21 protein-coding genes are annotated in these 25210 nt (G+C 69.1%); 4 read left to right on the top strand and 17 right to left on the bottom strand.

The features are described 5' to 3' along the window. Positions 1 to 167: 167 nt before the first annotated feature. The 12 genes from ACI1V7_RS09015 to wrbA all read right to left on the bottom strand — a co-directional run bounded on the left by ACI1V7_RS09015 (position 168) and on the right by wrbA (position 13957). On the bottom strand, positions 168 to 782 hold the full coding sequence (locus ACI1V7_RS09015; RefSeq protein WP_404531410.1) for a DUF4337 domain-containing protein: 615 nt from the start codon (positions 780 to 782) through the stop codon (positions 168 to 170). Positions 783 to 808: 26 nt separating this feature from the next. Further along, entirely contained in the window at positions 809 to 1297 is a 489-nt protein-coding gene (locus ACI1V7_RS09010; RefSeq protein ID WP_404531409.1) for a dihydrofolate reductase, read from the bottom strand. 10 nt (positions 1298 to 1307) lie between these two features. Further along, complete coding sequence (thyA, locus tag ACI1V7_RS09005; protein ID WP_404531408.1) at positions 1308 to 2102, bottom strand: thymidylate synthase; 795 nt, start codon at positions 2100 to 2102, stop codon at positions 1308 to 1310. A 30-nt stretch (positions 2103 to 2132) separates the two neighbouring features. After that, entirely contained in the window at positions 2133 to 3233 is a 1101-nt protein-coding gene (locus ACI1V7_RS09000) for a threonine aldolase family protein (protein WP_404531407.1), read from the bottom strand. Positions 3234 to 3295: 62 nt separating this feature from the next. After that, the gene (locus tag ACI1V7_RS08995; protein ID WP_404531406.1) at positions 3296 to 5326 is read right to left on the bottom strand and encodes a methyl-accepting chemotaxis protein; all 2031 of its coding nucleotides are present in this window, start codon (positions 5324 to 5326) and stop codon (positions 3296 to 3298) included. Positions 5327 to 5449: 123 nt separating this feature from the next. Continuing rightward, positions 5450 to 7282, bottom strand: coding sequence for an ABC transporter transmembrane domain-containing protein (locus ACI1V7_RS08990; RefSeq protein WP_404531405.1), 1833 nt, complete (start codon positions 7280 to 7282; stop codon positions 5450 to 5452). Between the two features lie 27 nt (positions 7283 to 7309). Beyond that, complete coding sequence (locus ACI1V7_RS08985; protein WP_404531404.1) at positions 7310 to 8389, bottom strand: lipocalin-like domain-containing protein; 1080 nt, start codon at positions 8387 to 8389, stop codon at positions 7310 to 7312. 8 nt (positions 8390 to 8397) lie between these two features. After that, positions 8398 to 10893, bottom strand: coding sequence for an FtsX-like permease family protein (locus ACI1V7_RS08980; RefSeq protein ID WP_404531570.1), 2496 nt, complete (start codon positions 10891 to 10893; stop codon positions 8398 to 8400). A gap of 107 nt (positions 10894 to 11000) precedes the next feature. Next, on the bottom strand, positions 11001 to 11495 hold the full coding sequence (locus ACI1V7_RS08975) for a cell envelope integrity TolA family protein (RefSeq protein WP_404531403.1): 495 nt from the start codon (positions 11493 to 11495) through the stop codon (positions 11001 to 11003). A gap of 13 nt (positions 11496 to 11508) precedes the next feature. Next, entirely contained in the window at positions 11509 to 12951 is a 1443-nt protein-coding gene (locus ACI1V7_RS08970; RefSeq protein WP_404531402.1) for an FAD-binding oxidoreductase, read from the bottom strand. Next, positions 12944 to 13342: a DUF2069 domain-containing protein gene (locus ACI1V7_RS08965; protein ID WP_404531401.1), complete on the bottom strand. Its 399-nt coding sequence runs from the start codon at positions 13340 to 13342 to the stop codon at positions 12944 to 12946. Before ACI1V7_RS08965 ends, ACI1V7_RS08970 begins: the two co-directional genes overlap by 8 nt. Positions 13343 to 13345: 3 nt before the next feature. Further along, positions 13346 to 13957: an NAD(P)H:quinone oxidoreductase gene (wrbA, locus tag ACI1V7_RS08960; protein WP_404531400.1), complete on the bottom strand. Its 612-nt coding sequence runs from the start codon at positions 13955 to 13957 to the stop codon at positions 13346 to 13348. Between the two features lie 99 nt (positions 13958 to 14056). Here wrbA and ACI1V7_RS08955 point away from each other — a divergent pair, with 99 nt between their 5' ends. After that, positions 14057 to 15454, top strand: coding sequence for a YihY family inner membrane protein (locus ACI1V7_RS08955; protein ID WP_404531399.1), 1398 nt, complete (start codon positions 14057 to 14059; stop codon positions 15452 to 15454). A 128-nt stretch (positions 15455 to 15582) separates the two neighbouring features. Continuing rightward, a complete protein-coding gene (locus ACI1V7_RS08950; RefSeq protein ID WP_404531398.1) occupies positions 15583 to 16446 on the top strand; it encodes an NlpC/P60 family protein in 864 nt (287 codons plus the stop codon). Here ACI1V7_RS08950 and ACI1V7_RS08945 read toward each other — a convergent pair. Together ACI1V7_RS08945 and ACI1V7_RS08940 are read right to left on the bottom strand one after the other, a co-directional pair. Next, positions 16344 to 16652 carry an Mpo1-like protein gene (locus tag ACI1V7_RS08945; protein WP_404531397.1) on the bottom strand — a complete coding sequence of 103 codons (309 nt, stop codon included), beginning with the start codon at positions 16650 to 16652 and terminating at the stop codon, positions 16344 to 16346. The two genes, ACI1V7_RS08950 and ACI1V7_RS08945, sit on opposite strands and share 103 nt — an antisense overlap. A gap of 16 nt (positions 16653 to 16668) precedes the next feature. Next, positions 16669 to 17409, bottom strand: coding sequence for an alpha/beta fold hydrolase (locus tag ACI1V7_RS08940; RefSeq protein WP_404531396.1), 741 nt, complete (start codon positions 17407 to 17409; stop codon positions 16669 to 16671). 204 nt (positions 17410 to 17613) lie between these two features. On the opposite strand from ACI1V7_RS08940, the gene ACI1V7_RS08935 reads away from it, so the two are divergent. Then, complete coding sequence (locus tag ACI1V7_RS08935) at positions 17614 to 18066, top strand: CBS domain-containing protein (protein WP_404531395.1); 453 nt, start codon at positions 17614 to 17616, stop codon at positions 18064 to 18066. A 153-nt stretch (positions 18067 to 18219) separates the two neighbouring features. Here the strand turns inward: ACI1V7_RS08935 and ACI1V7_RS08930 are convergent, their stop codons facing one another. Further along, the gene (locus ACI1V7_RS08930) at positions 18220 to 20469 is read right to left on the bottom strand and encodes an EAL domain-containing response regulator (RefSeq protein WP_404531394.1); all 2250 of its coding nucleotides are present in this window, start codon (positions 20467 to 20469) and stop codon (positions 18220 to 18222) included. A gap of 175 nt (positions 20470 to 20644) precedes the next feature. On the opposite strand from ACI1V7_RS08930, the gene aroC reads away from it, so the two are divergent. Continuing rightward, positions 20645 to 21739 carry a chorismate synthase gene (gene aroC / locus ACI1V7_RS08925; protein WP_404531393.1) on the top strand — a complete coding sequence of 365 codons (1095 nt, stop codon included), beginning with the start codon at positions 20645 to 20647 and terminating at the stop codon, positions 21737 to 21739. Between the two features lie 136 nt (positions 21740 to 21875). On the opposite strand, the gene ACI1V7_RS08920 is transcribed toward aroC, so the two are convergent. Beyond that, positions 21876 to 23366: an HDOD domain-containing protein gene (locus ACI1V7_RS08920; protein WP_404531392.1), complete on the bottom strand. Its 1491-nt coding sequence runs from the start codon at positions 23364 to 23366 to the stop codon at positions 21876 to 21878. Continuing rightward, complete coding sequence (locus ACI1V7_RS08915) at positions 23363 to 25129, bottom strand: putative bifunctional diguanylate cyclase/phosphodiesterase (RefSeq protein WP_404531391.1); 1767 nt, start codon at positions 25127 to 25129, stop codon at positions 23363 to 23365. The genes ACI1V7_RS08920 and ACI1V7_RS08915 overlap by 4 nt, the downstream gene beginning before the upstream one ends. Between the last annotated feature and the right edge of the window lie 81 nt (positions 25130 to 25210).

Below are 25210 nucleotides of genomic sequence, written 5' to 3'. Positions count from 1 at the left end.
CCGTGCACGCCGCCTTCCAGGTCATGGAAGGGGCCGGGCACGGCACCGGAAAAAAAGAGAAGCGGATTTTCGCAGAAATCGGCCAACCCCGTGCAAAAAATTTTTGTCAGGATAGCCAGAGCGCCCATATTGTGGCGCACTCTTGTTTAATCAAGATGACGCGTACGTCAATGCGCCGCGCCCCCGCCCGCCAGCAGCGCGCCGATCGGATCGACGTGCAGCCACGCGAAGGCACCCAGCAGCAGGCCGACGGCCGCCACCGCATACGTGGCGCCCAGCAGCCAGCGGCGGCGCGTCAGCAGCGTGATCGCCGCCAGCGAGATGGCGATCTGTTCGGCCGTGGTGGCCAGCGCCCATTGGTGGTGGGTGTGCAGCGCGCGTTCCGACTGGGCGTTGTACTTCTCCGCTTCGGCCTCGTGCTTCTCGGCTTCCTTCTTGATCTCGGCCTTCTGGGCCTCGTAGCGGGCGGCATCGGCCTTGTACTTGGCGCCGTCGACGCCGGGCAGCGTGGCCGCCAGCTCGGCCAGGTTCTGGCGGCTGGACTTGGCCTGGTAGTAGTTCCAGGCGTTCGCCGCCGTCGTCTTGGCGATCGCGGCGTCGTTCTTGTAGAGGGCCGCGTCGTTCTGCGTGGCGCCGCCGAGGTAGCCGAACAGGGCGCCGACCGTGGCCAGCACGGCCGTCATCACGGCGATCTTGTTGGAAAAGCCGTCGCCGGCGTGCTGCGCGACGTGTTCGACTGCATGGTCGTGCGGACCATGGACGTGGAAACCGTGTCCTGACATGGGATGCTCGTGCGTGTGAACGGGTATTACGGGACTTTGTCGTAGGTGACGAAGGAGAACTCGACCCCCTCGGCCTCGGAGCGCTGCGGCTCGCTTGCCACGGCCGTCCAGCGCGCCGTGTCGATTTCCGGGAAGAAGGTGTCGCACGCGTACTGCTTGTCGATGTGGGTGACGATCATGCGGTCGGCCACCTCCAGCGCTTCGGCGAAGATCTGGGCGCCGCCGATGATGCTGGCGGATTCGATGCCGGCCAGCGCCACCGCTTCCTGCAGCGAGTGGGCGACCTCGACGCCGTCATGGCGCCACTGCGCATTGCGCGTGACGACGATATTGCGCCGTCCCGGCAGCGGCCGGCCGATCGAATCGAAGGTCTTGCGCCCCATGATGATCGGGTGGCCGAGGGTGACGCGCTTGAAGTGCGCGAGGTCTTCCGGCAGGTGCCAGGGAAGCTGGTTGTCGATGCCGATGCCGCGCCGGGCATCCATGGCGACGACGATGGTCAGGTGCTGGGCCATGGTCGTTCCCTCAGACGGCGACCGGCGCCTTGATGGCCGGGTGCGGATCGTAGCCGACGACCTCGAAGTCGTCGAAGGTGTAGTCGAACAGCGAGTCCGGCTTGCGCTTGATGACCAGCTTGGGCAGCGGACGCTCCTCGCGCGACAGCTGCAGCTGCACCTGCTCCAGGTGGTTCGAATACAGGTGGCAATCGCCTCCGGTCCACACGAAGTCGCCCACTTCCAGGCCGGCCTGCTGGGCCACCATGTGCGTCAGCAGCGCGTACGAGGCGATGTTGAAGGGCACGCCCAGGAAGATGTCGGCGCTGCGCTGGTACAGCTGGCACGACAGCTTGCCGTCGGCCACGTAGAACTGGAAGAACGCGTGGCAGGGGGGCAGCTTCATCTGCGGGATGTCGGCCACGTTCCAGGCGGAGACGATCATGCGGCGCGAGTCCGGCGTGTGTTTGATCTGTTCCAGCACCTGGCTGATCTGGTCGATGTGTTCGCCGGAGGGCGCCGGCCAGTTGCGCCACTGGTAGCCGTAGATGGGGCCCAGGTCGCCGTTCGCATCGGCCCACTCGTCCCAGATCGAGACGCCGTTTTCCTTCAGGTAGGCGATGTTGGTGGAACCGGCCAGAAACCAGATCAGTTCGTGGATGATCGACTTCAGGTGCACCTTCTTGGTGGTGACGAGCGGGAAGCCTTCCTGCAGGTCGAAGCGCATCTGGTGGCCGAAGACGGAACGCGTGCCGGTGCCGGTGCGGTCGGTTTTGACAGCGCCATGCTCGAGCACGTGGCGCATCAGGTCGAGGTATTGACGCATCGGTGGTATCGCTAATGACAAAAGCGCATTTTAACCGATCCGCTCGCCGCCTTGCAGGGCGGCGTCGAGGAGATCGATCGCTTCGCGCACGCGCTCGTCCGGCGCGTCGAGCAGGTTGTCGCCCACGTACAGCTCGAAGTACGAAGTGTCGGGCAGCACGCCGTGGTTGATGCGGTGGAAGAGCCAGGTACCGTGGCTGCGCGCGATCTCGCGCCGGAGCTCCAGCGCGCGCTCGCGGCCCACGGGCAGGTGCACGTGCAGCATGTTGGCCTGCGGCCGCGCCGGATTGACCTTGATGCGCGGATGGTCGCGCAAGACCTCGTACAGCCATTCGGTGCGGCGGAAGCAGGCGGGCATCGCCGCCAGGCGCGCATCGAACTGCATGGCCGCGGCCACCACGTAGGGGGAGCGATGGATCACGTTGCCGCCTTCGCGCCGGAACCATTCCGCCGCGCGCGCGACGAACTCGCCCGTCCCGCACAGCATGGCGCCGCCGAGTCCACCGATGCCCTTGTACAGCGAGACGTAGACGGAATCGAAGCCCTGCGCGATCTCGGCCACGGACCGGCCGTAGCCGGCCGCCGCTTCCCACAGGCGCGCCCCGTCCATGTGCAGGTGGATGCCGCGCGCGCGGCAATGCGTCTTGATGCCCTCCAGCTCGTCCCACGTTGACAGCTGGCCGCCGATCTCGCGCATGGGGATCTCGAGTCCGACGGCGGACAGGCGGTCGGGTACGGCGATGATGTCGGCAGCCGTCCATGGGCGGTGGCGATCGCCGACGGACAGCGCGTCGAAGTGGCCGAGCAGCTGGTAGTTCGAGCGCTCGTGGACGAAGATGTGCGAGGTGGGATGCAGGGCGACCGGGGCGCGCCCGCGGTCCATGGACGCGAGGCGCAGCGCCGTCACCTGGGCCATCGTGCCGCTGATGCAGAACACGGCCGCCTCGAAGCCGAGCAGGCTGGCGACCTTGCGTTCGAATTCCTGGATCAGGGCGCCTTCGCCGTAGACGTCGTGGGCGATGCCGTGCGTCTCGCACCAGGCGGCCATGGCGGCGTAGGTGGCGGCGGGCGTGCGGGCGCGGTGGCCCGGGAGGATGGTGGTGCAGGCGGCAAGCAGTTCGGTGTCAGACAAGGGAGGCTCCGTGGGGGCGGCCGGGATGGCCGCCGCTACTCTACACCGCGCCGCCGGCGCTGTCAGTATTGCGACAGGGCGCGGCGCTCGTCCGTGGCGACGGCGGCCAGCGCCACCGCCTGGTCCAGCTTGAACAGGCGTACGGAGCGGGCCAGGGCGGCCGCCTGTTCCTGCATCGCCTGGGCGGCGGCGCTGGCTTCCTCGACGAGGGCCGCGTTCTGCTGCGTGACCTCGTCCATTTCGCCGATCGAGCGGTTGATGTGCTCGATGCCCGAGCTCTGGTCCGTGCTGGCGGCGCTGATGCGCGACATGATGGCCGTGACCTGCTCGGTGCTGGCGAGCACGTCGTTCATGGTGGAACCGGCTTCCTGCACGAGGCGGCTGCCCGCGTCCACTTCCGCGGTCGAGGCCTGGATCAGCGACTTGATCTCCTTGGCCGCCGCGGCGCTACGCTGGGCCAGGTTACGCACCTCGCTGGCGACGACCGCGAAGCCGCGGCCCTGTTCGCCGGCGCGGGCCGCTTCCACGGCCGCGTTCAGCGCCAGGATATTGGTCTGGAAGGCGATGCCGTCGATGACGCCGATGATGTCGTTGATCTTGCCCGAGGACTGCTTGATCGTGTCCATTGTGTCGATCACCTGGCGCACCATGCGGCCGCCTTCCTGTGCGACCAGCGAGGTGTTCACGGCCAGCTGGTTGGCCTGCTGGGCGTCGCCGGCGTTGCGGCGCACGGTCTCGGTCAGGTCCTGCATCGAGTTCGCCGTGGATGCGAGGCTCGCCGCCTGCTGTTCGGTGCGGGTGCACAGGTCGAGGTTGCCCGTCGAGATCTCGCTCGAGGCATTGGCGATCTGCTCGGCGCCGTGGCGCACCTGGCCCACGACGGACGACAGGCCGCTGCTGATGTTGTTCATGGCCTCGGCCAGCAGGCCGATCTCGTCGCGGTTGGCGACCTGCATGGACGCGGTCAGGTCACCCTGGGCGATGCGCACGGCGGTGTCGCGCGCCTGCTCCAGCGGACGGGGGACGATCTTGCTGACGACGGCGTACAGGATCGCGGCGAACAGGGCCAGCGCGACCAGGCCGATGACGATGTAGCGGTTGCGCAGGCTGTCCGCTTCGCGGGTGATCTCGTCCTCGTAGGTGCCGCCGGCGATGACCCAGTTCCAGTCCTTGAACAGGGTGAAGGCGACGACCTTCGTGCGTGCGCTCGTCTCGCCCGCTTCGGCGTTCTGCCACGGGTAGGTGATCAGGCCGTCCTTCTTTTCCAGCATCTCCTTGATGAACTCGCGGCCGTCGGCGTCGCGGCTGGCCAGGATGTTCTGGCCTTCCTTGGCCGGGTGCACGATCAGGTCGCCCTGGGTCTTGCCCGGGGTCGCATTGAGCACGTAGTAGTAGCCCGTCTCGCCGACCTTCATCTTCTTGATGCGGTTCTTCAGCGAGGCGATGTCGGCGTCGACGTCCAGGCCGATGTACAGGATGCCGATGATGCGGCCCGCCGCGTCGCGGATCGGTTCGTAGTCGGTGACGTACTGCTTGCCGAACAGCTTGGCCAGGCCGACGTAGGGCTTGCCGGCGCGGATCGCGGCGTATGCGGGGCTGCTACGGTCCAGGACCGTGCCCACGGCGCGCTCGCCGTTTTCCTTCTTGACCGAGGTGCTGATGCGCACGAAGTCCTCGCCGCTGGCCACGAAGATGGTGGCATTGCCGCGGGTCTGGCGCGTGAAGCGGTCGGGGATCGTGAAGTCGAGGTTCAGCGGGCGGCCGCCTTCGCGCAGCGTCGGCACGCTCTTGTCGCCGACGGTGACCATGGTGCCTTCGTCGAGCGTGAACCCGCCCTCGAAGTTGGTGGCGAAGATGCGACCGAAGCTGGTCGCCTGGCTCGTCATGGCCTGGTTGAACAGTTCGACGGCGTTGACCACGCTGCGCAGTTCCGTCTGTACGCTGGCCACGGCGCGGTCATGCAGCATGTGCGAGGTGGTCCAGCTGATGACGAAGACCAGGCCGGCGAGGATCACGCTGAGCAGGCCGAACGTGAATGCCGTGATCTTGGACCCGACGGTCCAGTTCTTGAAACTGAACGAAGTGTTAGTCATGGGGGAATCGATAAATTCAGTAAAGTCCCCATGGTAACGCTAAGTGTCCTGACGGAAACGAAAAATGGTCTTATCCGACGCGTCCATACAACAAAAAGTTATCGAACAATGCTGTTTAGTGATTTATATTTCGTGTTTTACATGAATGTTGTGAAATTGCAAAGCGGCCAGATTCGCATAGATCCCTCCCAGGGCGACGAGCGAGGCGTGCGTGCCCGTCTCGACGATGCGGCCGTCCTCCATCACGATGATGCGGTCGGCGCGCTGCACGGTGGCCAGGCGGTGCGCGATGATCAGCGTGGTGCGGCCCACCATCGCCGCTTCCAGCGCGCCTTGCACGAGGCGTTCCGATTCCGCGTCCAGAGCGCTGGTCGCTTCGTCCAGTAGCAGCAGCGGCGGATTCTTCAGCAGCGCGCGCGCAATGGCGATGCGCTGGCGCTGGCCGCCGGACAGGCGCACGCCGCGCTCGCCCAGGAAGGACGCGTAGCCCTCGGGCAGGCGTTCGATGAATTCGTGGGCGGCGGCCAGCTTCGCCGCCGCGATGACGTCGGCGTCGCTGGCGTCGGCGCGGCCGTAGCGGATGTTTTCCATCGCATTGGCGGAGAAGATCACCGTGTCTTGCGGGACGATGCCGATCGCGCCGCGCAGCGTGTGCAGCGACAGGTCGCGGATGTCGACGCCGTCCAGCCGGATCGCGCCCGATTGGGGGTCGTAGAAGCGCAGCAGCAGCTGGAACAGCGTGGTCTTGCCGGCGCCGGACGGGCCGACGACGGCCACCGTCTCGCCCGGCCGCACGTCCAGCGCGACGTTGGCCAGCGCCGCGCTTTCCGGACGCGACGGATAGGAGAAATTGACGCGGTCCAGCTGCAGGGCAGCGCCGCCGGCGCTGCGCGCGGGCAGGGTGCGGGGCTGGGCCGGGTCGTGGATGCTGGAGCGCACGGCCAGCAGTTCCATCAGGCGCTCGGCGGCGCCGGCCGCGCGCTGGGCCTCGCCCATGACCTCGGACAGCGCGCCGATGGCGCCCGAGACGATCGAGGCGTACAGGATGAACTGGCCCAGGTCGCCGCCCGTCATGCTGCCTTCCAGCACGGCGTGCGCGCCGAGCCACAGCACGAACACGATGGCGCCGAACACGAGCACGATGGCGAGCATCGTCAGCACGGAACGGGCGCGGATGCGGCGCATGGCGGTGGCGAACGCACCCTCGACGGAGGCGCCGAAGCGCTGCGACTCGATGGCCTCGTGGGTGAAGGCCTGCACCGTGGGCATGGCGTTGAGGATCTCGCCGGCCAGCGCGGAGGCGTCGGCGATGCGGTCCTGGGAGTCGCGCGACAGCGTGCGCACGCGCCGGCCGTACAGCACGATCGGCACGACGGTCAGCACCAGCAGGCCGAGGATGATCGAGGTGAGCTTGACGCTGGTGACGAACAGCATGACCAGGCCGCCCGCGAACAGCAGCGTGTTGCGCAGCGCCAGCGAGATGCTGGTGCCCACCACGGTCTGGATCAGCGTGGTGTCGGTGGTCAGGCGCGACAGCACTTCGCCGGTGCGCGTCGTCTCGAAGAATTCGGGGCTCTGCACGACCACGTGGCGGTACACGGCGCTGCGGATGTCGGCCGTGACGCGCTCGCCCAGCCACGACACCATGTAGAAGCGCGCCGCCGTGGCGAGACCCAGTACGGTGGCGACGCCGAACAGCGCGAGGAAGGTGGCGTTGACGTTCTGCGGGTTCGCCCCGCCCGCGCCGGCGCCGAAGCCGTGGTCGATCATCTGCTTGAACGCGTACGGGATCGCCAGCGTGGCGCCCGCGGCGACCAGCAGCGCGACGGCGGCCAGCAGGAACTGGCGCCGGTACGGGCGCAGGAAGGGCAGCAGGCCTTTCAGGGCGGCGAGGGCGCCCTTGCGGGCGGCGGTAGGGGTGTCGGGCGGGGTGGTGCGGGTGGTGCCGTTGCTCATGGTCTGGTGGTTCGTTTGGTCTTCTGCTTATAACTTCATGGCCGCCACGTAGCCGGTCAGCTCGAGGTAGCCGCGTCCCACGGGGCGGCCGTCGCGGCTGGCCGTGACGGCGCCTTCCCAGTACACGGCGCCCGTCGAGCGGCGCGAATCCAGTTCCTGGTCCGGTTGCAGCGCGTCGATGCGCCACGCGCTGCCGTCCAGCGTGAGCACGGCCGCCACCGGGTAGGTCGCCCCGGTGCGCGGCGACGTCCAGGTCTGCTGCGGCGTGAACTTGACCTGGTCGGGTCCGTACTGCGTGACGCGTCCCTGCGCGTCGCGCAGCGCCGCGTGGGCCCACAGTGTAGCACCGCTCCTGCTGCGGATTCGGAAGGCCATGAGGGCGCCGCCGTCGTCGAGGTTGATGCCGGTCCAGTCCCAGCCCGCGGCGTCCGGGTCCAGCACCTGGCTGGACCACTCGTGGTCGAGCCAGGCCGTTCCCGTGACGGCCTGGGGCCGGCCCTTGCTGCCGGCCCAGGCGACGCTGCCTTCGACCCGGAGATGCGGCTCACTGTAGTAGTAGCTGGCGTGGTCCGCCAGGCGGCCCTTGCGCGAGTAGCCGTTCTCGCCCTGCAGCATGGGCTTCTGCGTGGGCGTCAGGGTCAGCGTGTAGGACAGTTCGCCCGAACGCACGGCCACGCGGTAGCGGCCGTCGGGGCCGCGGCGCATGCTCCAGTCGTCCAGCTTGACGTCGGTGTCGCCCGTCTGCGCGTACGCCAGGCCGAAGCCGGCGCGCGCGCTCCTCTGGTCGTGCACGAGGTGGCCCAGGGCAGGGTCGGACAGCGCCGCATGGCCGATGATCAGCTGGGTGGGCGCGAAGGCGCTCGGATTGGCCGGGTCGTGTTCGCTCCGGCTGCGGAAGAACGTGACCTGGAAGCCCAGCGGCTTGCCGCCGGGCGCCTGCAGCCAGCCCGTCACGTACCACCATTCCGTGCGGTGATCGGGGTGGGCACCGAAGTCGGCGGGGAAGGTCAACGCGCGGCCGGGTAAGACGGGCGCGAACGCCGGCGGCGCGGCGAACGCGTTGGCGGCGAGGGCCAGCAGCAGGAGCACGGTGCGCAAGAGGGACATGACGCGCATCACCAGTCCTCCCGGACGGCGCGCACCGGTCCGCCGGACAATGCGTAGCGCCCCGACACCAGCGCCGTCGCCACCGAGGCCGCGACCAGCACGGCGGCCACGCCGCCGATCAGGGGCCAGGGCAGGTGCAGCTGCATGGTCCAGTGGAACGATTGCGGGTTGACGACGTAGACGAGGATCAGGCTGATCGCCAGGCCCAGCACGAAGCCGGTGAGCACGCCCAGCAGCGTCAGTGCCCCGCCTTCGATGGCGAGCACGCCCAGCACCTGGCGGCGGGTGACGCCCACGTGGCGCAGCATGCCGAATTCCTTGGCCCTTGCCAGCGTCTGCGCCGAGAACGTCGCGGCCACGCCGGACAGGCCGATGGCGATGGCGATCGCCTCCAGCAGGTAGGTGACGGCGAAGCTCCGGTCGAAGATGCGCAGGCTGATGGCGCGGATGTCGCCCGGCCGCGCCAGCGTCAGCGCGGCGCCGAACGGCAGGGCGCGCACCAGCGCCTCGACGCGCTCGACGGGCGTGCCCGGCGCCGCGTACACGGCGGCATCGGTGACGTCGGCGTCGCCCGACAGCTGGCGGTAGTCGCCGCGCAGCACGATCACGGAACCCGTCTGGTTGGCATAGTCGCGCCACACGCCGGCGACGAAGAAGGGCTGCGGCTTGCCGCCCAGCGGCAGTGTCAGCACCTGGCCGGGCTGCACGCCGTACAGGTCCGTCATCGCCTCGGACACCCAGGCCGGCCGGGCGCCGGGCGGCGGCGTGGCGGACGCGCCGACGAGGGCCAGCAGGCGGCCCGGGTCGCGCGGGTCGATGTCGCGCGCGACGAGCGTGACGGCCGGGCGGGCTGGATCGAGCGACAGGGGGCGGGTACGCAGGAACTGCACTTCCTTCACGCCCGGCAGGCGCGCGAGCGCCGCCTGTTCGCCGGGGCCCAGCGCGCCGGTGCCGCCGCCGCTGCGCACGTACAGGTCGGCCGGCAGGATGTGCAGCATCCAGTCGTCCACCGACACGCGGAAGCTCGCCACCATGATGCCCATCGCGACCATCAGGCTGAAGCTGGCCAGCACGCCGCCCAGCGCGATCGACGCCTGGCCCGGCGCGTTGGCCAGGCGCGCCAGCGTCAGCGCCAGTACGGGCGAGTGGCGCGCGCGCAGCCCCGGCGAGCGCTCCAGCGCGCGGAAGGCGACGGCGGCCAGGCGCGGCATCAGGCCGATGCCGCCGACCAGCAGCAGCGCCACGGCGACGTAGCCGAACAGCGGCAGGCCGCCCACCGGCGGCGCGAACGCGCAGGCGGCGGCCAGCCCGAGGCAGAGCAGCGCGGGCCAGATGCGGGCCAGTCCGGCCAGCGCCGTCTCGTCGTTGCCGGACTTGAGGGCGATGGCGGGGCGGGCGCGGGCCGCCTCGAGCGCCGGCGCCGCGCAGCCCAGCAGCGCCACGCCCAGGCCCAGCGCGAAGAACACGCAGGCCGCGACGGGCGTGAACTGCACGCGCGGCTGCACGCCCGTGAAATAGCCGGCGCCGAGGTCGCCGCCGAACAGCGCCAGCGCGGCCGCCGCCAGCGCATAGCCGCCGAGGATGCCCAGCAGGGCGCCGATCACGCCCAGGCTGGCGCCCTCCAGCAGCACCTGGCGCAGCAGCGCGCGGCGCGGCAGACCCAGCGTGCGCAATAGCGCGAACTGGCTGCGCCGGCGCAGCACGGACAGCGCCTGCGTGGAAAACACGAGGAAGGCGCCGGTGAAGAGGGCGACGAGCGCCAGCACGGTCAGGTTCACGCGGTAGGCGCGGCTGAGGTTCTCGTTGCGGCTCTCCTGGTTGGCGTCGTTCGGCTGTCCCACCGTGAAGCGGCCCGGGTAGTCTCGGTCCAGGTCCGCCTGCAGCTGACGGCGGAACGCGGCGCGGTCGACGCCGTCGCGCAGCTTCAGGTCCACGCGCGTGAGCTTGCCCAGCTGGTGCAGGCGCCACTGGGCGGCGCCAATGTCCATGACGCCGATGCGCTGGCCGCTGCGGGCGCGCAGCACGGGGCCGGCCACGCGCAGCACCACGTCGCCGGTGCCGGCACGCACAGTGACGGTGCCACCCGCGGTGCCGCCCGGCGCGACGCCCAGCCAGGCCTGGGCCGCGGGCGACAGGAACAGGGCGTCGTCGGCCAGCACGTCGAACGGGCGCTCGGCGGCAGGCACGCCGGCCAGGTCGGGCGAGATGAAGCCGGCACGCAGCGCGTCGAGGCCGACGATCTTCAGCGTGCCCTTGGCGGACGGGATGGCGGCATCGATCTCGAGTACGGGGGACGCGACCGCCACGCCGTCGCGGGTGGCCAGGCGCGGATAGATGCCTTCGTCGAACTGCGCTTCGCGCCCCGCGACCTGCACGTCGGCCTGGCCCGCGAGGCTTTGCACGGCGCTGGAGAATTCGTTGAATGCGGCGGCGTTGATCAGGTGGATGGCGAAGCCCATGGCGACGCCCACGGCGATCGCGACGACGGCCAGCAGCGCGCGCATGGGGTGTGCGCGCCACTCGCCGAACAGCAGCCAGCGCGCAAGCAGGCCCGAACCGCCTTGGCCCGAATCTAGCTGGCCCCCAGTGCGCCGGTCCCCGCTGCGCTGGTTCAGGCCGGGCATTCCACCGCCAGCGTCTCGGCCTGGCGCCGCGCCTTGCGCAATGCCGTTTCCCGTTGCGGGCTCGGCGCGCGCGCCGCGTCCTCGGCCGCCCATTTGCTGCGCAGCCTGAGCTTGTCGCACTGCCTGCGCCGGTTGGCGGCCAGGCGCTCGCCCCGTTCGGCCTGCTGTTGTTCCTGGTACTCCCGCTTCAGGCGCGCCTGGCGCAGGCGTTCCGCCTCCTTTTCCTGCGCGATGCGCAGCTTCTCGATCTTGAGCAGCGTGCGCGCGTCGTTGGTGGCGGGCGTGTTCTTGCCGGGCAGGTCGACGCCGATGGTCAGCGGCGGCATGGCGATCTGTTCGCCTTCGCTGCACGGGCGGTCGCTATAGGTGGTCTTGCCGTCGAACTGGCATTTGTAGACGGGGTCGGCCGCCGTGGCGGCGGGCGATGCGGCGGCCGCGACGAGGAGCGCGGCCAGCAGGGGGAGGAAGCGGATCGTGGTCATGGGCTTGTCCTGGTCAGAGTATTTTGCCAGGGTTCATGATGCCGAGCGGGTCGAGCGCGGCCTTGAGCGCACGCATCAGGCCCAGCGCGACGGGCGATGTATAGCGCGCCAGCTCCTCGCGCTTGAGGGCGCCGATGCCGTGTTCGGCCGAGATCGAGCCGCCGTACGCCGCCACGCTGTCGTGCACGATGCGGTTGACGGCGCCCTGCTGCGCGAGGAAGGCTTCGTGGGCGATGCCGGGCGGCGGGGCGATGTTGTAGTGCAGGTTGCCGTCGCCCAGGTGGCCGAAGCACACCACCTGCACGCCGGGCCAGGCCGCGTCCAGCCGGGCATCGGTGGCGGCGATGAAGTCGGCGATGCGCGAGATCGGCAGCGAGATGTCGTGCTTGATGTTCTTGCCCGCCTTGGCCTGGGCCGGCGAGATGCGTTCGCGCAGCGCCCACAGCGTGCGCGACTGGGCGATGGAGGATGCCACCACGGCGTCGCGCGCGATGCCGTCGTCCAGCGCCTTGCCGATGGCGCGCTCGAGCAGGGCGACGCCGTGGGCCTCGGACTCGTGGCTGGAGACTTCCAGCAGCGCATACTGCGGATGGCGCGCGGGGAAGGGACGCGGCAGTTCCGGGAAATGCGTCGTCACGAGCTGCAGGCAGGTGTCGCTCATCAGCTCGAAGCCCGTCAGCGCCGGTCCGCAGGCGGCGTCGGCCAGCGCCAGGAGGGCCAGCGCAGCGGCGGGCGAGCCCAGGGCCACGAAGGCCGTGATGGCCGCCTTCGGCTGCGGGAACAGCTTCAGCACGGCGCCCGTGATGATGCCCAGCGTGCCTTCGGCGCCCACGTACAGGTCGCGCAGGTCGTAGCCGGTATTGTCCTTGCGCAGGCCGCGCAAGCCATCCCAGGTCTCGCCCTGGGCGGTAACGGTTTCCAGGCCCAGGCACAGCTCGCGCGCGTTCCCGTAGCGCAGCACGCCGGTGCCGCCGGCATTCGTGGCCAGGTTGCCGCCCACGGTGCAGCTGCCTTCCGAGGCGAGCGACAGCGGGAACAGCAGGCCCGCGTCCGCGGCGGCCTGCTGGACGTCGTGCAGGATGCAGCCGGCGTCCACGGTGATCGTGCGGTTGGCGACATCGATGGCGCGGATGCGCTGCATGCGCCGCAGCGACAGCACGATCGCGCTGCCGGAGGCATCCGGCACGCTGCCCAGCACCAGGCCCGTGCGCCCGCCCTGCGGCACGACCGGCACGCGGTGCGCGATGCAGGCCTGCACGACGGCGGCCACCTGGGCCGTGTCGGCCGGCAGCACGACGGCGCGCGCGCGGCCCGTGAAGCGGCCACGCCAGTCGGTGAGGAAGGGTTCGGCGTCAGGGCCGGCGAGGACGTGGTCGGGCCCGACGATGGCGCGGCAGCGGTCGAGGAAGGGATCGCGCGCGGACCCGCTCGGTGGTTTGGCCCGATCCTCAGTCATGCGGCACTTTGACCTTGTCGAGCAACTCCTTGGCAAGCTGCTGGGCTTTTTTCTTGTAGGGGCGCAGGTACAGCAGGGCGAACACGAAATACGCGCATACGAGCAGCGCTTCGCCCAGCGCCATGAGGCGCGAGAGTTCCGACTGGTCGCTCCAGGCGCGCACGACGCCTTCGATGAAATAGATGAGGATGACCATCGACGACCATTGCAGCGTGTACAGGTCGCGCTTGATCACCCCGCGCAGCGGCAGCAGCAGCGGCAGCGCCTTCAGCGCCAGCAGCGAGCCGCCCGGGTGCAGCGGGGCGACGACGATTTCCCAGGCCAGCAGCCAGGCGCCCAGCAGCACCAGGCTGGTCACGGCGCCCGTATGGAACAACCGATGCAATTGCATTGCCTACTCCATCCCATCCAGTTTGCGGCCCGCCAGCGCGAGGCGCCGGCCGAGCGCGATCGCGAGCCGCTTTTCGTCTTCCGTCAGCGCCCGGTTGCCGTCCACGCCCGACCAGTGGGTCGCGCCGTAGGGACTGCCGCCGCTGGACGTGGTCATCAGCTCCGGCTGCGTGTAGGGCAGGCCCATCACCAGCATGCCGTGGTGCAGCAGCGGAATCATCATGGACAGCAGCGTCGACTCCTGGCCGCCGTGCAGGCTGCCGGTGGAGGTGAACACCGCGGCCGGCTTGCCGGCCAGGGTGCCGGACAGCCACTGCGCGGACGTGCCATCGAGGAAGTACTTCATCGCTGCCGCCATATTGCCGAAACGCGTGGGCGAACCCAGTGCCAGCCCCGCGCATTCGGCCAGGTCGTCCAACTCGACGTAGGGGGCGCCGCTGGCCGGGATGTCCGGCGCGGTCGCTTCCGCCACCGTCGATACCGCCGGCACGGTGCGCAGCCGCGCCTCCATGCCGGGCACGCTTTCCACGCCCTGGGCGATCAGTTCGGCCAGGCGGCGCGTCTTGCCGTGCCGCGAGTAGTACAAAATGAGGATAATCGGGTTGGTTGGGTTCATCGTTGGTATTATAGGGCGCTTTACATTGTGACACGCCTGCGCTGCACCATTTTTGCCACGGCGCGGCGCCTTGCGATCCGATCGATGCCGTCCAAAATCATGCAACCGCTGCCAGGCAGGGGAATCGAGCCCGCCGGCACCCCCATCGACCGCGTGCGCGGCCTCACCTGGGCCGAAATGCGCGACCTCGTGCGCTTCGCCCGGCGCCGCCTGACCGAGGAAAAACTGCCGCAGGTGGCCGGCAGCCTGACGTTCACCACTACCTTGTCGATCGTGCCGCTGCTCACCATCGTGCTGGCGATCTTCACGACCTTCCCCGTCTTCGGCCAGCTGCGTACGGCGCTGGACGAGTATTTCGTGCAGATGCTGATGCCCCGCGCGATCGCCAACACGATCATGGCCAACCTGACCCAGTTCGCCAGCAAGGCGACGGGGCTGTCGGCGGTCGGCGCCGTGGCGCTGCTGCTGACGTCGGCCGCGCTGATCGGCACCATCGAGCGTGCCTTCAACCAGATCTGGGACGTCAAGGAGCCGCGCCCGCTGGTGCAGCGCGTCCTCGTCTACTGGGCGCTGGTCACGCTCGGGCCGCTCGCCTTCGGCATCTCGCTGACCATCACCTCGCAGCTGTTCACGGCCACCAACGGCCTGACCAACGCCGTGCCGCTGCTCGGCGCGCTGTTCTACACCTTCGTGTCGCTGGCGCTGACGACGGCCGCCTATGCGCTGCTGTACATGACGGTGCCGAACCGCGCCGTGTACTGGCGCGACGCCGTGTGGGGCGGCCTGGTCGCGGCGATCGCGTTCGAGGTCGCCAAGCGCGTGTTCGCCGTGTTCATCCGCCAGTTCCCGACCTACGCGATCATCTACGGCGCGCTGGCGGCGCTGCCGCTGTTCCTGCTCTGGTTGTACCTGTCGTGGATGATCACGCTGGTCGGCGCGCTGCTGACGGCGGCGCTGCCCGTCGTGAAGTACGAGCGCTGGTGGTACGAGCCCGTCCCGGGCGGCGCCTTCGTCGACGCGATGGCGATCCTGAAGGTCCTGCACGGCAGCGCCCACCTGACCGGCACGGCGCTGGTGACGCCGGCGCAGATCCGCGCCCACACGCGCATCGGCTACGACGAGACGCGCGCGCTGATCCAGCAGATGGTGGCGGCCGGCTGGGTCGGCAGGGTGCAGCAGGAGACGCGGACGGCGGCGCGCTGGAACATGCGCCAGCTGCGCAGCGCGCGCCTGGCGATGGACAACTGGGTGCTGCTGCTGGACCCGAACCTGATCCGCCTGTCCGACGTGTACCGCATGTTCGCGTTCGGCGGCGCCGGCGGCGTGGACGCCGGGCCCGCCGGCGAAGGCGTGCCGGACACGCCGCTGGCGCTGGACGCCGGCGCGCTGGCGCGCCAGGTCGAGGCGGCCGTGGAAGCGGGCCTGGACCAGACGCTGGCCGACCACTTCGCCTCCGTGCGGGGCGCCGCGGCCACCGTGGCGGCCGAACGCGTCTGACGGCGGCGCTCGCCGCTCGTTCGATCCGATCAGTCGACCCGCTCATTCGACCCGATAGCGACTGACGCCGCCTTGGAACTGTCCCGGCCCGGATGGATCACAGCTACGTGGATCCAAGGGAGGCCGCCATGAACACGTATATCGGGGACATGCCCGTCCGGGACATGCCCGTCCGGGACACGCCCGTCCGGGACATCCAGGAGGCGCTCGTGCGCGCCGGGTTCGACCCGGGGCCCATCGACGGCGTCTGGGGCCGCGCCACGCTCGCCGCCGTCAAGGCGTTCCAGGCGCGCGAAGGACTCGCGGTCGACGGCATCGTCGGACCGCAGACGATGGCGGCGCTGCAGCGGGTAGCGGGCGGCAAGCCGCTGGCGCAGCCGCTGCCGTGGATGACGGAGGCCACGCGCCTCGTGAACACGCGCGAGCTGGCCGGCCCCGGCAGCAACCCCGGCATCCTGGACTGGGCCGAGCGGCTCGACCTAGCGTATGCGGGCGACGACATCCCGTGGTGCGGCCTGTTCGTCGGCCACTGCATCGGCGCGACGCTGCCGGGCGAGCTGCTGCCGAACGGCCTGCTGCTGGCGCAGTCGTGGCGCCGTTTCGGCGATGCGACCACGCCGCGGCGGGGCGCCGTGATGGTGTTCTGGCGAGAGTCGCGCGAATCGGGCCTGGGCCACGTCGGCTTCTACGTCGGCGAAAGCCCGAGCGCCTACTACGTCCTGGGCGGGAACCAGGGCGACAGCGTCTTCACCATCTGGATGCCGCGCCAGCGCCTGCTGGAGGCGCGCTGGCCGAAGACGGCCAGGTCGCTGCTGGCCGTGGCCGGCAAGGTCGAGATGGCGCAGAGCGGGCGCATGTCGGAGAAAAGAGACCTAGGTTGCCGGCGTGGCTACCAACTGAGCTTCCCGGTCAGCATCTGCCAGTACATGACCCAGTCGGCGCGGAACGAGTACCACGGGTGGCCGAACGTGGCGGGGCGGTTCTTCTCGTAGAAGAAGTGGCCGATCCAGGCCCCGCCGTAGCCGCTCACGAGCGCTACCAGCAGCCACCAGGGGTTCAGGCTGTCGATGTACTGGGCGATGCCGGCGATGGCCGACGAGGTGCCGATGAAGTGGGCGCGCCGGCACAGGCGGTGCTCGTGCTGGGCCAGGTAGTAGGGATAGAAATCGGCAAAGTTGTCGTAGCGGACGGCTGCCATGGCTTGTCTCCGGGCGTCATCGTGCGTCGGTCCCGGCCACCTCGGCGGCGAATGCCGCAAGCGCCGCCAGGACCGCGTCGGATTGCTCGGCCATCAGCGCGTGGCCGGCATCCACGGTGACGATTCTGCCATGGGACACGGCATCCGTCAGGTTTTTCGCCTTGCGTGGTGGCGTCATGCGGTCCTGGCTGCCCTGGATGAACAGCACCGGACACGTCACGGCGGCGGCCGCCGCCGCGCCGTTCGCATACGCGTTGCAGGCCTGCAGGTCGGTGTGCAGCAGCGCGGCGCCCGGCGCGCCCCGCGACAGCCCGTGCATCAGGGCGCGCGTGGCGTCCGCGGCCGCGGAGCCGCCGTCCGCGTGCGACCACTGCGCCACCATCTCGATGGCGGCCGCCTCGTCGTCGCGGGCCGTGGCGAGCAGCGCGTCGGAGACGGCCATCGGCCAGGTGCTGCCCAGCAGCGCGAGGCCGGCGACGCGTTGCGGTGCACGGTGGGCCGCCTCCAGCGCGATCAGGGATCCCATGCTGTGGCCGGCGAGCAGCGCGCGGTCGATGCCATCGGCCTCGAGCCGGACCAGCAGCCAGGCAGCCATGTCCTCGACGCTGGCCAGCGCGGGACCGGGGGCGGCGCCGTGGCCTGGCAGGTCCGGCGCAAGCACCTGCCAGCCGCGCGCGGCGAGGCCGGGGACGATGGGCGCCCAGACGGTATGGTCGTTCAGGGCGCCGTGCAGCAGAACGAGGGTCGGTGCGCGCATTTTTCGCTCATCCATGCAGGGGAAATGGCGGCATGCTAGCATCCGTTAGCGCTAACCGTACCAATTAATCATCACTGCTTGAAAAAAAATCGCGCACAGGCGCACCGGCGTGGGGCGTAACGCTGGATTTTTTGGGGAGCATGGGCTAGAGTCCGCATTATGAGTAATACAACGCCGCAATCCTCTCCTATCAAGGGGGTCAACATGAAGGTTTCCGAGATCCTGCAGGTCAAGGGCGACATTCTGTACACCGTGTCTCCGGACACGGCGTTGGCCGATGCCGTCAACACGATGTCCGAACGGGACATCGGCTCGCTCGTCGTGATGGAATACGGCGACCTGGTCGGCATGCTCACCTTCCGCGAAGTGATCCAGGCCGTGAACGCCAATGGCGGCACGGTCGGCGCGGGCACGGTGCGCAAGCACATGGACGAAGCCCCGATCACCGTCACGCCGGACACCGAAGTCAACGAGGTGCGCCGCATCATGCTGGAGAAGCATGCGCGCTACCTGCCGGTCATGAACGCGCGCACGCTGCTGGGCGTGATTTCGTTCTACGACGTGGCCAAGGCGGTGCTGGAAGCGCAGAGCTTCGAGAACCGCATGCTCAAGGCCTATATCCGCGACTGGCCGTCCGAGCAGGTAGCGGAAGACTGATTCGCTTGCCGTAGCCGGCTGCCGTAGCACCGTCGCCCCTGACCCCGCCAACCGCCTGGCAGGGGCCCAATGTTGCGCGCCTCTTGTCGACGCGAGCGACATGAGGCCCTTGCCTGCGCAGCAGGGGCGACGTCGTTCGCGGGTATCGGTCGTTCAGGCCGCGCGCGTCAGCGCATCGTTCCCCAGCCACTCCAGCAGCGCCTGCGGCGCCAGCGGGCGCGCGAACAGGTAGCCCTGCGCCAGCGGACAGCCGAGCGACAGCAGGATCTGCGCTTGCCGCTCGTCCTCGACGCCCTCGGCGATGATCGACAGGCCCAGGTTGCGACCTAGCTCGATGACCATCTCGGCGATGCTGCTGCCGCGCGCCGATCCCGTGATCTCGGTGACGAAGGCGCGGTCGATCTTGAGACGGTCCACCTGCAGGCGCTGCAGGTAGGACAGCGAGGAAAACCCCGTGCCGAAGTCGTCGATCGCGATCGATACGCCGGTGCGCTTGATCTCGGCGAGGCGTTCGATCAGCAGGTCCGGCTCTTCCATCGCCATCGATTCCGTGATTTCCAGCTCGACCCGTTCCGGCGGGGCACCCGTCTCCTTCAGGGCGCGGCGCAGCATGTCGATGAAATGCGGATGGCGGAACTGCACCTGCGACACGTTGATCGACATGGTGAAGTCGACGTGGCCGGCCGCGCGCAGGCGCATCAGTTCGGCGCAGGCTTCGCGCAGCACCCAGGCGCCGATCTCGATGATCAGGCCCGAATACTCGGCGATGGGGATGAAGCGGTCCGGCGGCACGAAGCGGCCGTCCTCGGTGCGCCAGCGCAGCAGGGCCTCGGCGCCGAACGCGCGGCGCGCGCCCAGCTCCACCTGCGGCTGGTAGGCGAGGAACAGTTCGCCGCGCGCGAAGCCGCTGCGCAGCGCATGCATCAGGCGCACGCGCTCGCGCGTCTCCACGCCCATCGCCCGCGAAAAATAGAAGTGGCCGCCGCGCTGCTTGGTCTTGGCGCGCTTGAGCGCGATGTCGGCGTCCTTCAGCGCATCGGCACCGTTGCCGTCGTGCTCGCGCAGGCGCACGAGGCCCAGCGTGGCCGAGACCTGCACATCCTGTCCCTCGATGGAGAAGGGCGCGTCGAACTGGGCGTGCAGGCGGGCCGGATCGAGCTGGTCGGACGGCCCCAGCACGCAGAAGATGTCGCCGCCGATCCGCGCCAGCGCCAGCCGCGCGTCCAGGCGCGTGCGCAGGCGCTGCGCGACGGCCACCAGCAGCGCGTCGCCGAACTGGTGGCCGAGCGCGTCGTTGGTCTCGGCGAAATGGTCGATGTCGACCAGGCACAGCGTGGCGTCGGTTTCCTGGCGGCGGCGCAGGCCATCGTCGATCAGCTCGACGAGGCGGGTGCGGTTGGGCAGGCCGGTGAGGCCGTCGTAGAAGGCGGCGCGCTGCAGGTCCGTCATCAGCGCCACGTTGTCTAGGCCGACGGCGAGGCTGCTGGCGAACACGTCGAGCAGGCCGCGCTGCAGCGCATCGACGGGACGTTCCAGGCGCAGGTAGGCGGCGAAGTCCGCGTGCGACTTGCCGCGGAAATACAAGGTCAGTTCGTGCGTGTCGTAGACGTTGGCCCGCCGTTCGAGCGTGCGCGCGATGGCGGCGGCAGGGCCCTGGGCCGCGCGCGCCAGCATGCCCTCGGCCACCAGGCACGTGCAGTCGCCGCAGCTGGCCAGCACGTGCCAGGCTTCGGGACGGTCGCCGGGCGCGCTGGCGCACAGCAGGCCGTGCGCGCTCTGGCCCAGCAGCAGGGCCGCTTCGCGCAGGATGCCCTGGGTCATTTCGCTGATCGAATGCAGCGCCATCAGTTCGGTGTTCGCGCGCACCACATGGGCCAGGCCGGCGCGGCTGTCCGCGAGCGCGTGGATCTGCTGGTAGGCGCGGATCGCCGCCGCCACGCTGGTGTACAGTTTGGTGCGGGTCAGTTCGGACTTGGTACGGTAGTCGTTGATGTCGTAGCCGCGGATCGCATCCATCTCCGGCGCGTAGCCGGGCTGGCCCGTGCGCAGCAGGATGCGCACGTCGTGCATGCCCAGTTCGTCGCGGATGTGGCGCACCAGCTGCAGGCCGGCGTCGGCCTGTTCCATGACGACGTCGAGCAGGATGACGGCGATGTCGCGCTCGTGCTCGAGCAGGCGCTCGGCCTGGGCGCGCGAATAGGCGTGCAGGAATTCCAGAGGGCGCCCGTGCAGCTCGAGGCTGCCGAGGGCGAAGGTCGTGGTCGAGTGGACGTCGGCATCGTCGTCCACGATCAGCACCCGCCATGCGCCTGCTGCGCCAGGTTCCGGCGCGGCAGGCGTTTCGTCGACGAATACCAGATCGTCGTCCTGCGCAGCGCCCGAGGGCGCGTTCGGTGCGGGCATGTGCTACTTCTCCAGTGAGCGCGGTTCTTTGAACCTAGTATATATGCAATACTCAAGGCTCAGGAAAAAATTCTTTAGGGCAACAGTTGTTTGACTGTCAGGTGTTGTCAAATGACTGCGCCCGGTGCGATGCTGTAGAATCTTCCTTTCCCTCCTTACAAGTCCAGAGTTCTCAATGTCCGGCAACACATTTGGCAAGCTGTTTTCCGTTACCACCTTCGGCGAGTCGCACGGTCCCGCGATCGGCTGCGTGATCGACGGCTGTCCCCCGGGGATGGCGCTGTCCGAGGCCGACATCCAGCCCGAGCTGGACCGCCGCAAGCCGGGCACGTCGCGCCACGTGACGCAGCGCCAGGAAGCGGACCGCGTGCAGATCCTGTCGGGCGTGTACGAGGGTGTCACGACGGGCACGCCGATCGCGCTGCTGATCCCGAACGAAGACCAGCGCAGCAAGGACTACGGCAACATCACCGAGACCTTCCGCCCGGGCCACGCCGACTACACCTACTGGCACAAGTACGGCGTGCGCGACCCGCGCGGCGGCGGCCGTTCCTCGGCGCGCCTGACCGCGCCCGTGGTGGGCGCCGGCGCCATCGCCAAGAAATGGCTGCGTGAGCGCTTCGGCACCGAATTCATGGGCTGCATGGGCGCGCTGGGCGACATCGACGTCCCGTTCCAGGGCTGGGAGCACGTGCATGCGAATCCGTTCTTCGCCGCGACCGGCGACGCCGCCCTCATCGCGCGCATGGAAGCGGCGATGGACGAGCTGCGCCGCGCCGGCGATTCGATCGGCGCGCGCATCGACGTGGTGGCGAAGAACGTCCCCGTCGGCCTGGGCCAGCCGCTGTACGACAAGCTCGACGCCGACATCGCGTATGCGATGATGGGAATTAACGCGGTCAAGGGCGTGGAAATCGGCGCCGGTTTCGCATCGGTGGCGCAGAAGGGTTCCGAGCATGGCGACGAACTGACGCCGCAGGGCTTCGTCGGCAATAACGCCGGCGGCGTGCTGGGCGGGATCTCGACGGGCCAGGACATCACGGTGTCCATCGCGATCAAGCCGACGTCGTCGATCCGCACGCCGCGCCGCTCGATCGACAAGGCCGGCAATCCGGTGGAAGTCGAGACCTTCGGCCGCCACGACCCGTGCGTGGGCATCCGCGCCACGCCGATCGCCGAGGCGATGCTGGCGCTGGTGCTGATCGATCATGCCTTGATGCACCGGGCGCAGTGCGGGGATGTCAGGGTCGATACTCCGAAGCTGGCGTAAACAAACGGTATGAACCAGCGTCGCCCCTGCGCAGGCAGGGGCCTAATTTGAGCATGCGTGTCGCAGCGCGTAGAAAATTGAGTCCCTGCCTGCGCAGGGACGACGTGCCTGGGCGGAGGGACGACGTCGTTGACGTTCAGCTCCTCAGCGCCGCCGCTTCCGCCTGCTGCCTGCGTTCCACCGTCTTGACGACCAGTCCGCGCAAATCGTTCAGCAGCGCGAACTCGGTCTGGCTCAGGTACACGGACGGATAGCGGTCGTCCCAGTCGCCGTAGATGAAGCCGACCGGCTCGCCATGCGTGCACAGGGGGACGATGACGAAGCAGCGCGCCTCCTGCAGCGAGGCCTTCCACCAGTCGGGCAGCTTGCTCGAGAACTTGGGATCGCGCGCGTTCTCGATGAAGATCACGCGGTCGCTGCCGAGCGCCGCGAAGAACACGTTCGGTTCGTAGGCATCGTCGAAGGCCAGTTGCGGCAGCAGCGCCTTGGCATGGTCGCCCAGGCCGATCTTGGCCGTGTACTTGCCGTCGCGGCGGCTGCGCAGGAAGCCGAAGGCGCGCGTGAACGACAGGCCGTGGTAGGCCGTCTCGATCGCCATCGACATCATCTGCCCCGGCGTGGCGCCGGCAGCCGCGTCGCGCATGTCGGCCACGCCGCTCATCAGGATCCTGTTGCCGGCCTCGCGCATGCGGGTGGCGGCCGCTTCGCGCGCGCGCTTCTCGGGCGGGTTGGCGAGCGGCGCGATCGACAGGTCGGCCGCCGCCTCTTCCTTGGCCTTCTCGATGGCGCCGACGATGCAGTCCGGCTCGATGCCGATCATGGGCGCGAAGCTGGCCGCGATCTTCTGCACCTCGTCGGCGCCCGTGTCCTCGTCGTGCCACAGGGAGTCCGCCGTCTGCGCCGCCATGGTGCCCAGCGCGGCCAGCCAGTCGTCGTGGCCGAACTGTTCGCCGCGCTCGCCCGGGTCGACGTGACGCATGCCGGCGATCAGGTTGCGCGGCAGGCCCCAGTGCTCGGCCGTCGCGCGTCCGATCTGTTCCAGCGACAGGCCCAGCTGGGCATGCGCCGCCTTGTCCTCGCCGCCGGCGCCGCCGGCCTGCTGCAGCAGCACCCACTGTTCCGGCAGGTAGAAGGTGACCATCATGCGGCCCAGCGAGTGCAGGATCGAGCACACCACGGCTTCCTCGGCGTCCTTCACGCGGGCCTGGGCCGCGACCTGGTGCGCGACCATGCCGGCCAGGACCGCCTTTTCCATCTCGATATGGGCCTGCAGCGAATCCGGGGTCGACTTGCTCAGTTCCTCGATCAGCTTCAGGCCCAGCGCCAGGTGGCCGATGGCCTCGGTGCCCAGTACCAGGATGGCCTTCGAGACCGTGTTGATGCGCTGGCCGAACGCCGAGTACATGCCGCTGTTCGCCAGGCGCAGCACCTTCTGCGTGAGCACGGGGTCGGAGAGCACCGTCTCGGCCATCGAGAAATCGCGCTCGTCCTCGCCGCGCATGGAAGCGAGGATGGCGTTGATCGCGCGGGTGAAGCCGGGCATGTCGCCGCGCCGGCGGATGCGCTCCCACAGCAGCGCGAGGGTGGCGTCGGCCTTGGGCGACCGTTCGAAGTTCAGTTGATTCATGATTTGCCCACCCGTAGTTCGTCCGGCAGCAGTTCGGCGTACAGGTTTTCCCTGAGCGCGGCCAGGGCCACGTGGGCCGGCATCGGCTTGCCGGTCAGGTAGCCCTGCACGTAATCGCAGCCGCGCGATTCGACATACGCGAGTTGTTCTTCCGTTTCCACGCCCTCGGCCACGACCGACAGGTCGAGGTGCTTGGCCAGGTCGAGCACGGCGTTGCAGATGGCCGCGTCCTTGGTCGACGCGGGCAGGTCCTTGATGAAGGCGCGGTCGATCTTCAGCACGGAGATCGGGAAGCGCTTCAGGTAGGCCAGGCTGGAATAGCCGGTGCCGAAGTCGTCGATCGCGATGCGCGCGCGCCGCTCCGTCATCTTGGCCAGGATGGCCTCGGCGTGCACCGGGTCGACCATCAGCGTGCCTTCAGTGATCTCGAGCACCAGCTTGTCGCCCGGCGTGCCGGAGAAGGCCAGCGCATCGTCCAGCACGGACAGGAATTTGTCGTTGCGGAACTGGCGCGGGCTGATGTTGACGGAGATGTACAGCGCGCGCTTGGCCACTTCCTCGAACTGGCGCAGCTGCACCAGCGCCGCCTTCAGCGCCCAGGCGCCCAGCAGGTTGATCAGGCCGTTGGTCTCGGCGATCGGGATGAAGCGCACCGGCGGCACCATGCCCAGCACCGGGTGCTTCCAGCGCATCAGCGTCTCGAAGCCCTCGATCTGGCGCGAGGCGCTGCTGACGATGGGTTGGTAGTACAGCAGGAATTCGCCTTCGCGCACGGCCTGGAACATCGCCGCTTCCAGCGAGATGTCGTGCTGCGGCGGGCCGCTGTCCTTGAGGTCGTAGACGACGCTCCGGCCGCCGCCCGTTTCCTTGCAGCGGCCCATGGCGGCGTCGGCCATCGCCAGCAGGCGCACTTCGTCTTCCGCATGTTCCGGATAGATCGACACGCCGACCGAAGCGCCCAGGTATATCGTGTGGCTGTCGATCTCGAACGGCGATTGCAGGGCGGCCAGCAGGCGGCCCGTCACGAGCTTGATCTGGGCTGCGGTATAGGTGCCGGGCAGGACGGCGACGAACTCGTCGCCGCCGACGCGGGCCAGCGTGTCGCTGTCGCGCAGCGTCTTGCGCAGGCGGGCCGCGGCCTGGCGCAGGATGGCGTCGCCGACCGGGTGGCCCAGGCCGTCGTTGACCTTCTTGAAGCCGTCCAGGCCGATGGTGGCGACCGAGAAGCCCTGGCCGGAGCGGCGCGCGTTGGCGATCACCATGCGGATGCGGTCGGACAGCAGCAGGCGGTTGGGCAGTTCCGTCAGCGTGTCGTGGGTGGCCATGTGGCGCAGGCGCTGCTCGGTGGCGCGCTGGCCCGACATGTCGCGCCCGACGGCCAGCAGTTCATGGCTGCCCGGCAGGCTGCTGATGCGCAGCTCGTACCAGGTTTCCTTGTCGCCCATGTCCTTGTCGGCCGCGCGCAGCCGCGCCTCGACCAGCACGGGATCGGCGATGGCGAGCGCGCAGGCGTCGATGATGGCGTTGCGCAGGACCGGCTGGTCCGCTTCCGGGGCCAGCGCCAAGAGCGGCATGCCGACCAGCGGCGCAGCGCCGCCGCTGCCCAGCGTGCGCACGGTGCGCTGGCTGGCGAACTGGATCAATCCTCCCGGATCGAGTCGGAATACGACGTCGCCCACCGCCTCCATGAAGCCGTCCAGGCTGGCGGCAGGGACGGCATCGCGCGGCTCCTCGTGCGGTACTGCGGGTGAACTGGCACGCATTGTTGAAATATCTGCTTTCTGTTAGCTGGGCAGGAGCCTGGATGTCCGTGCAGCCGCACGAGTGTACCAAATCGACAAACA

The sequence above is a fragment of the Massilia paldalensis genome, from assembly GCF_044901715.1.
Lineage (GTDB): Bacteria > Pseudomonadota > Gammaproteobacteria > Burkholderiales > Burkholderiaceae_D > Telluria > Telluria paldalensis.
Note: the sequence above shows the minus strand (reverse complement) of the source record. Positions and strands in the feature narration are given on the sequence as shown.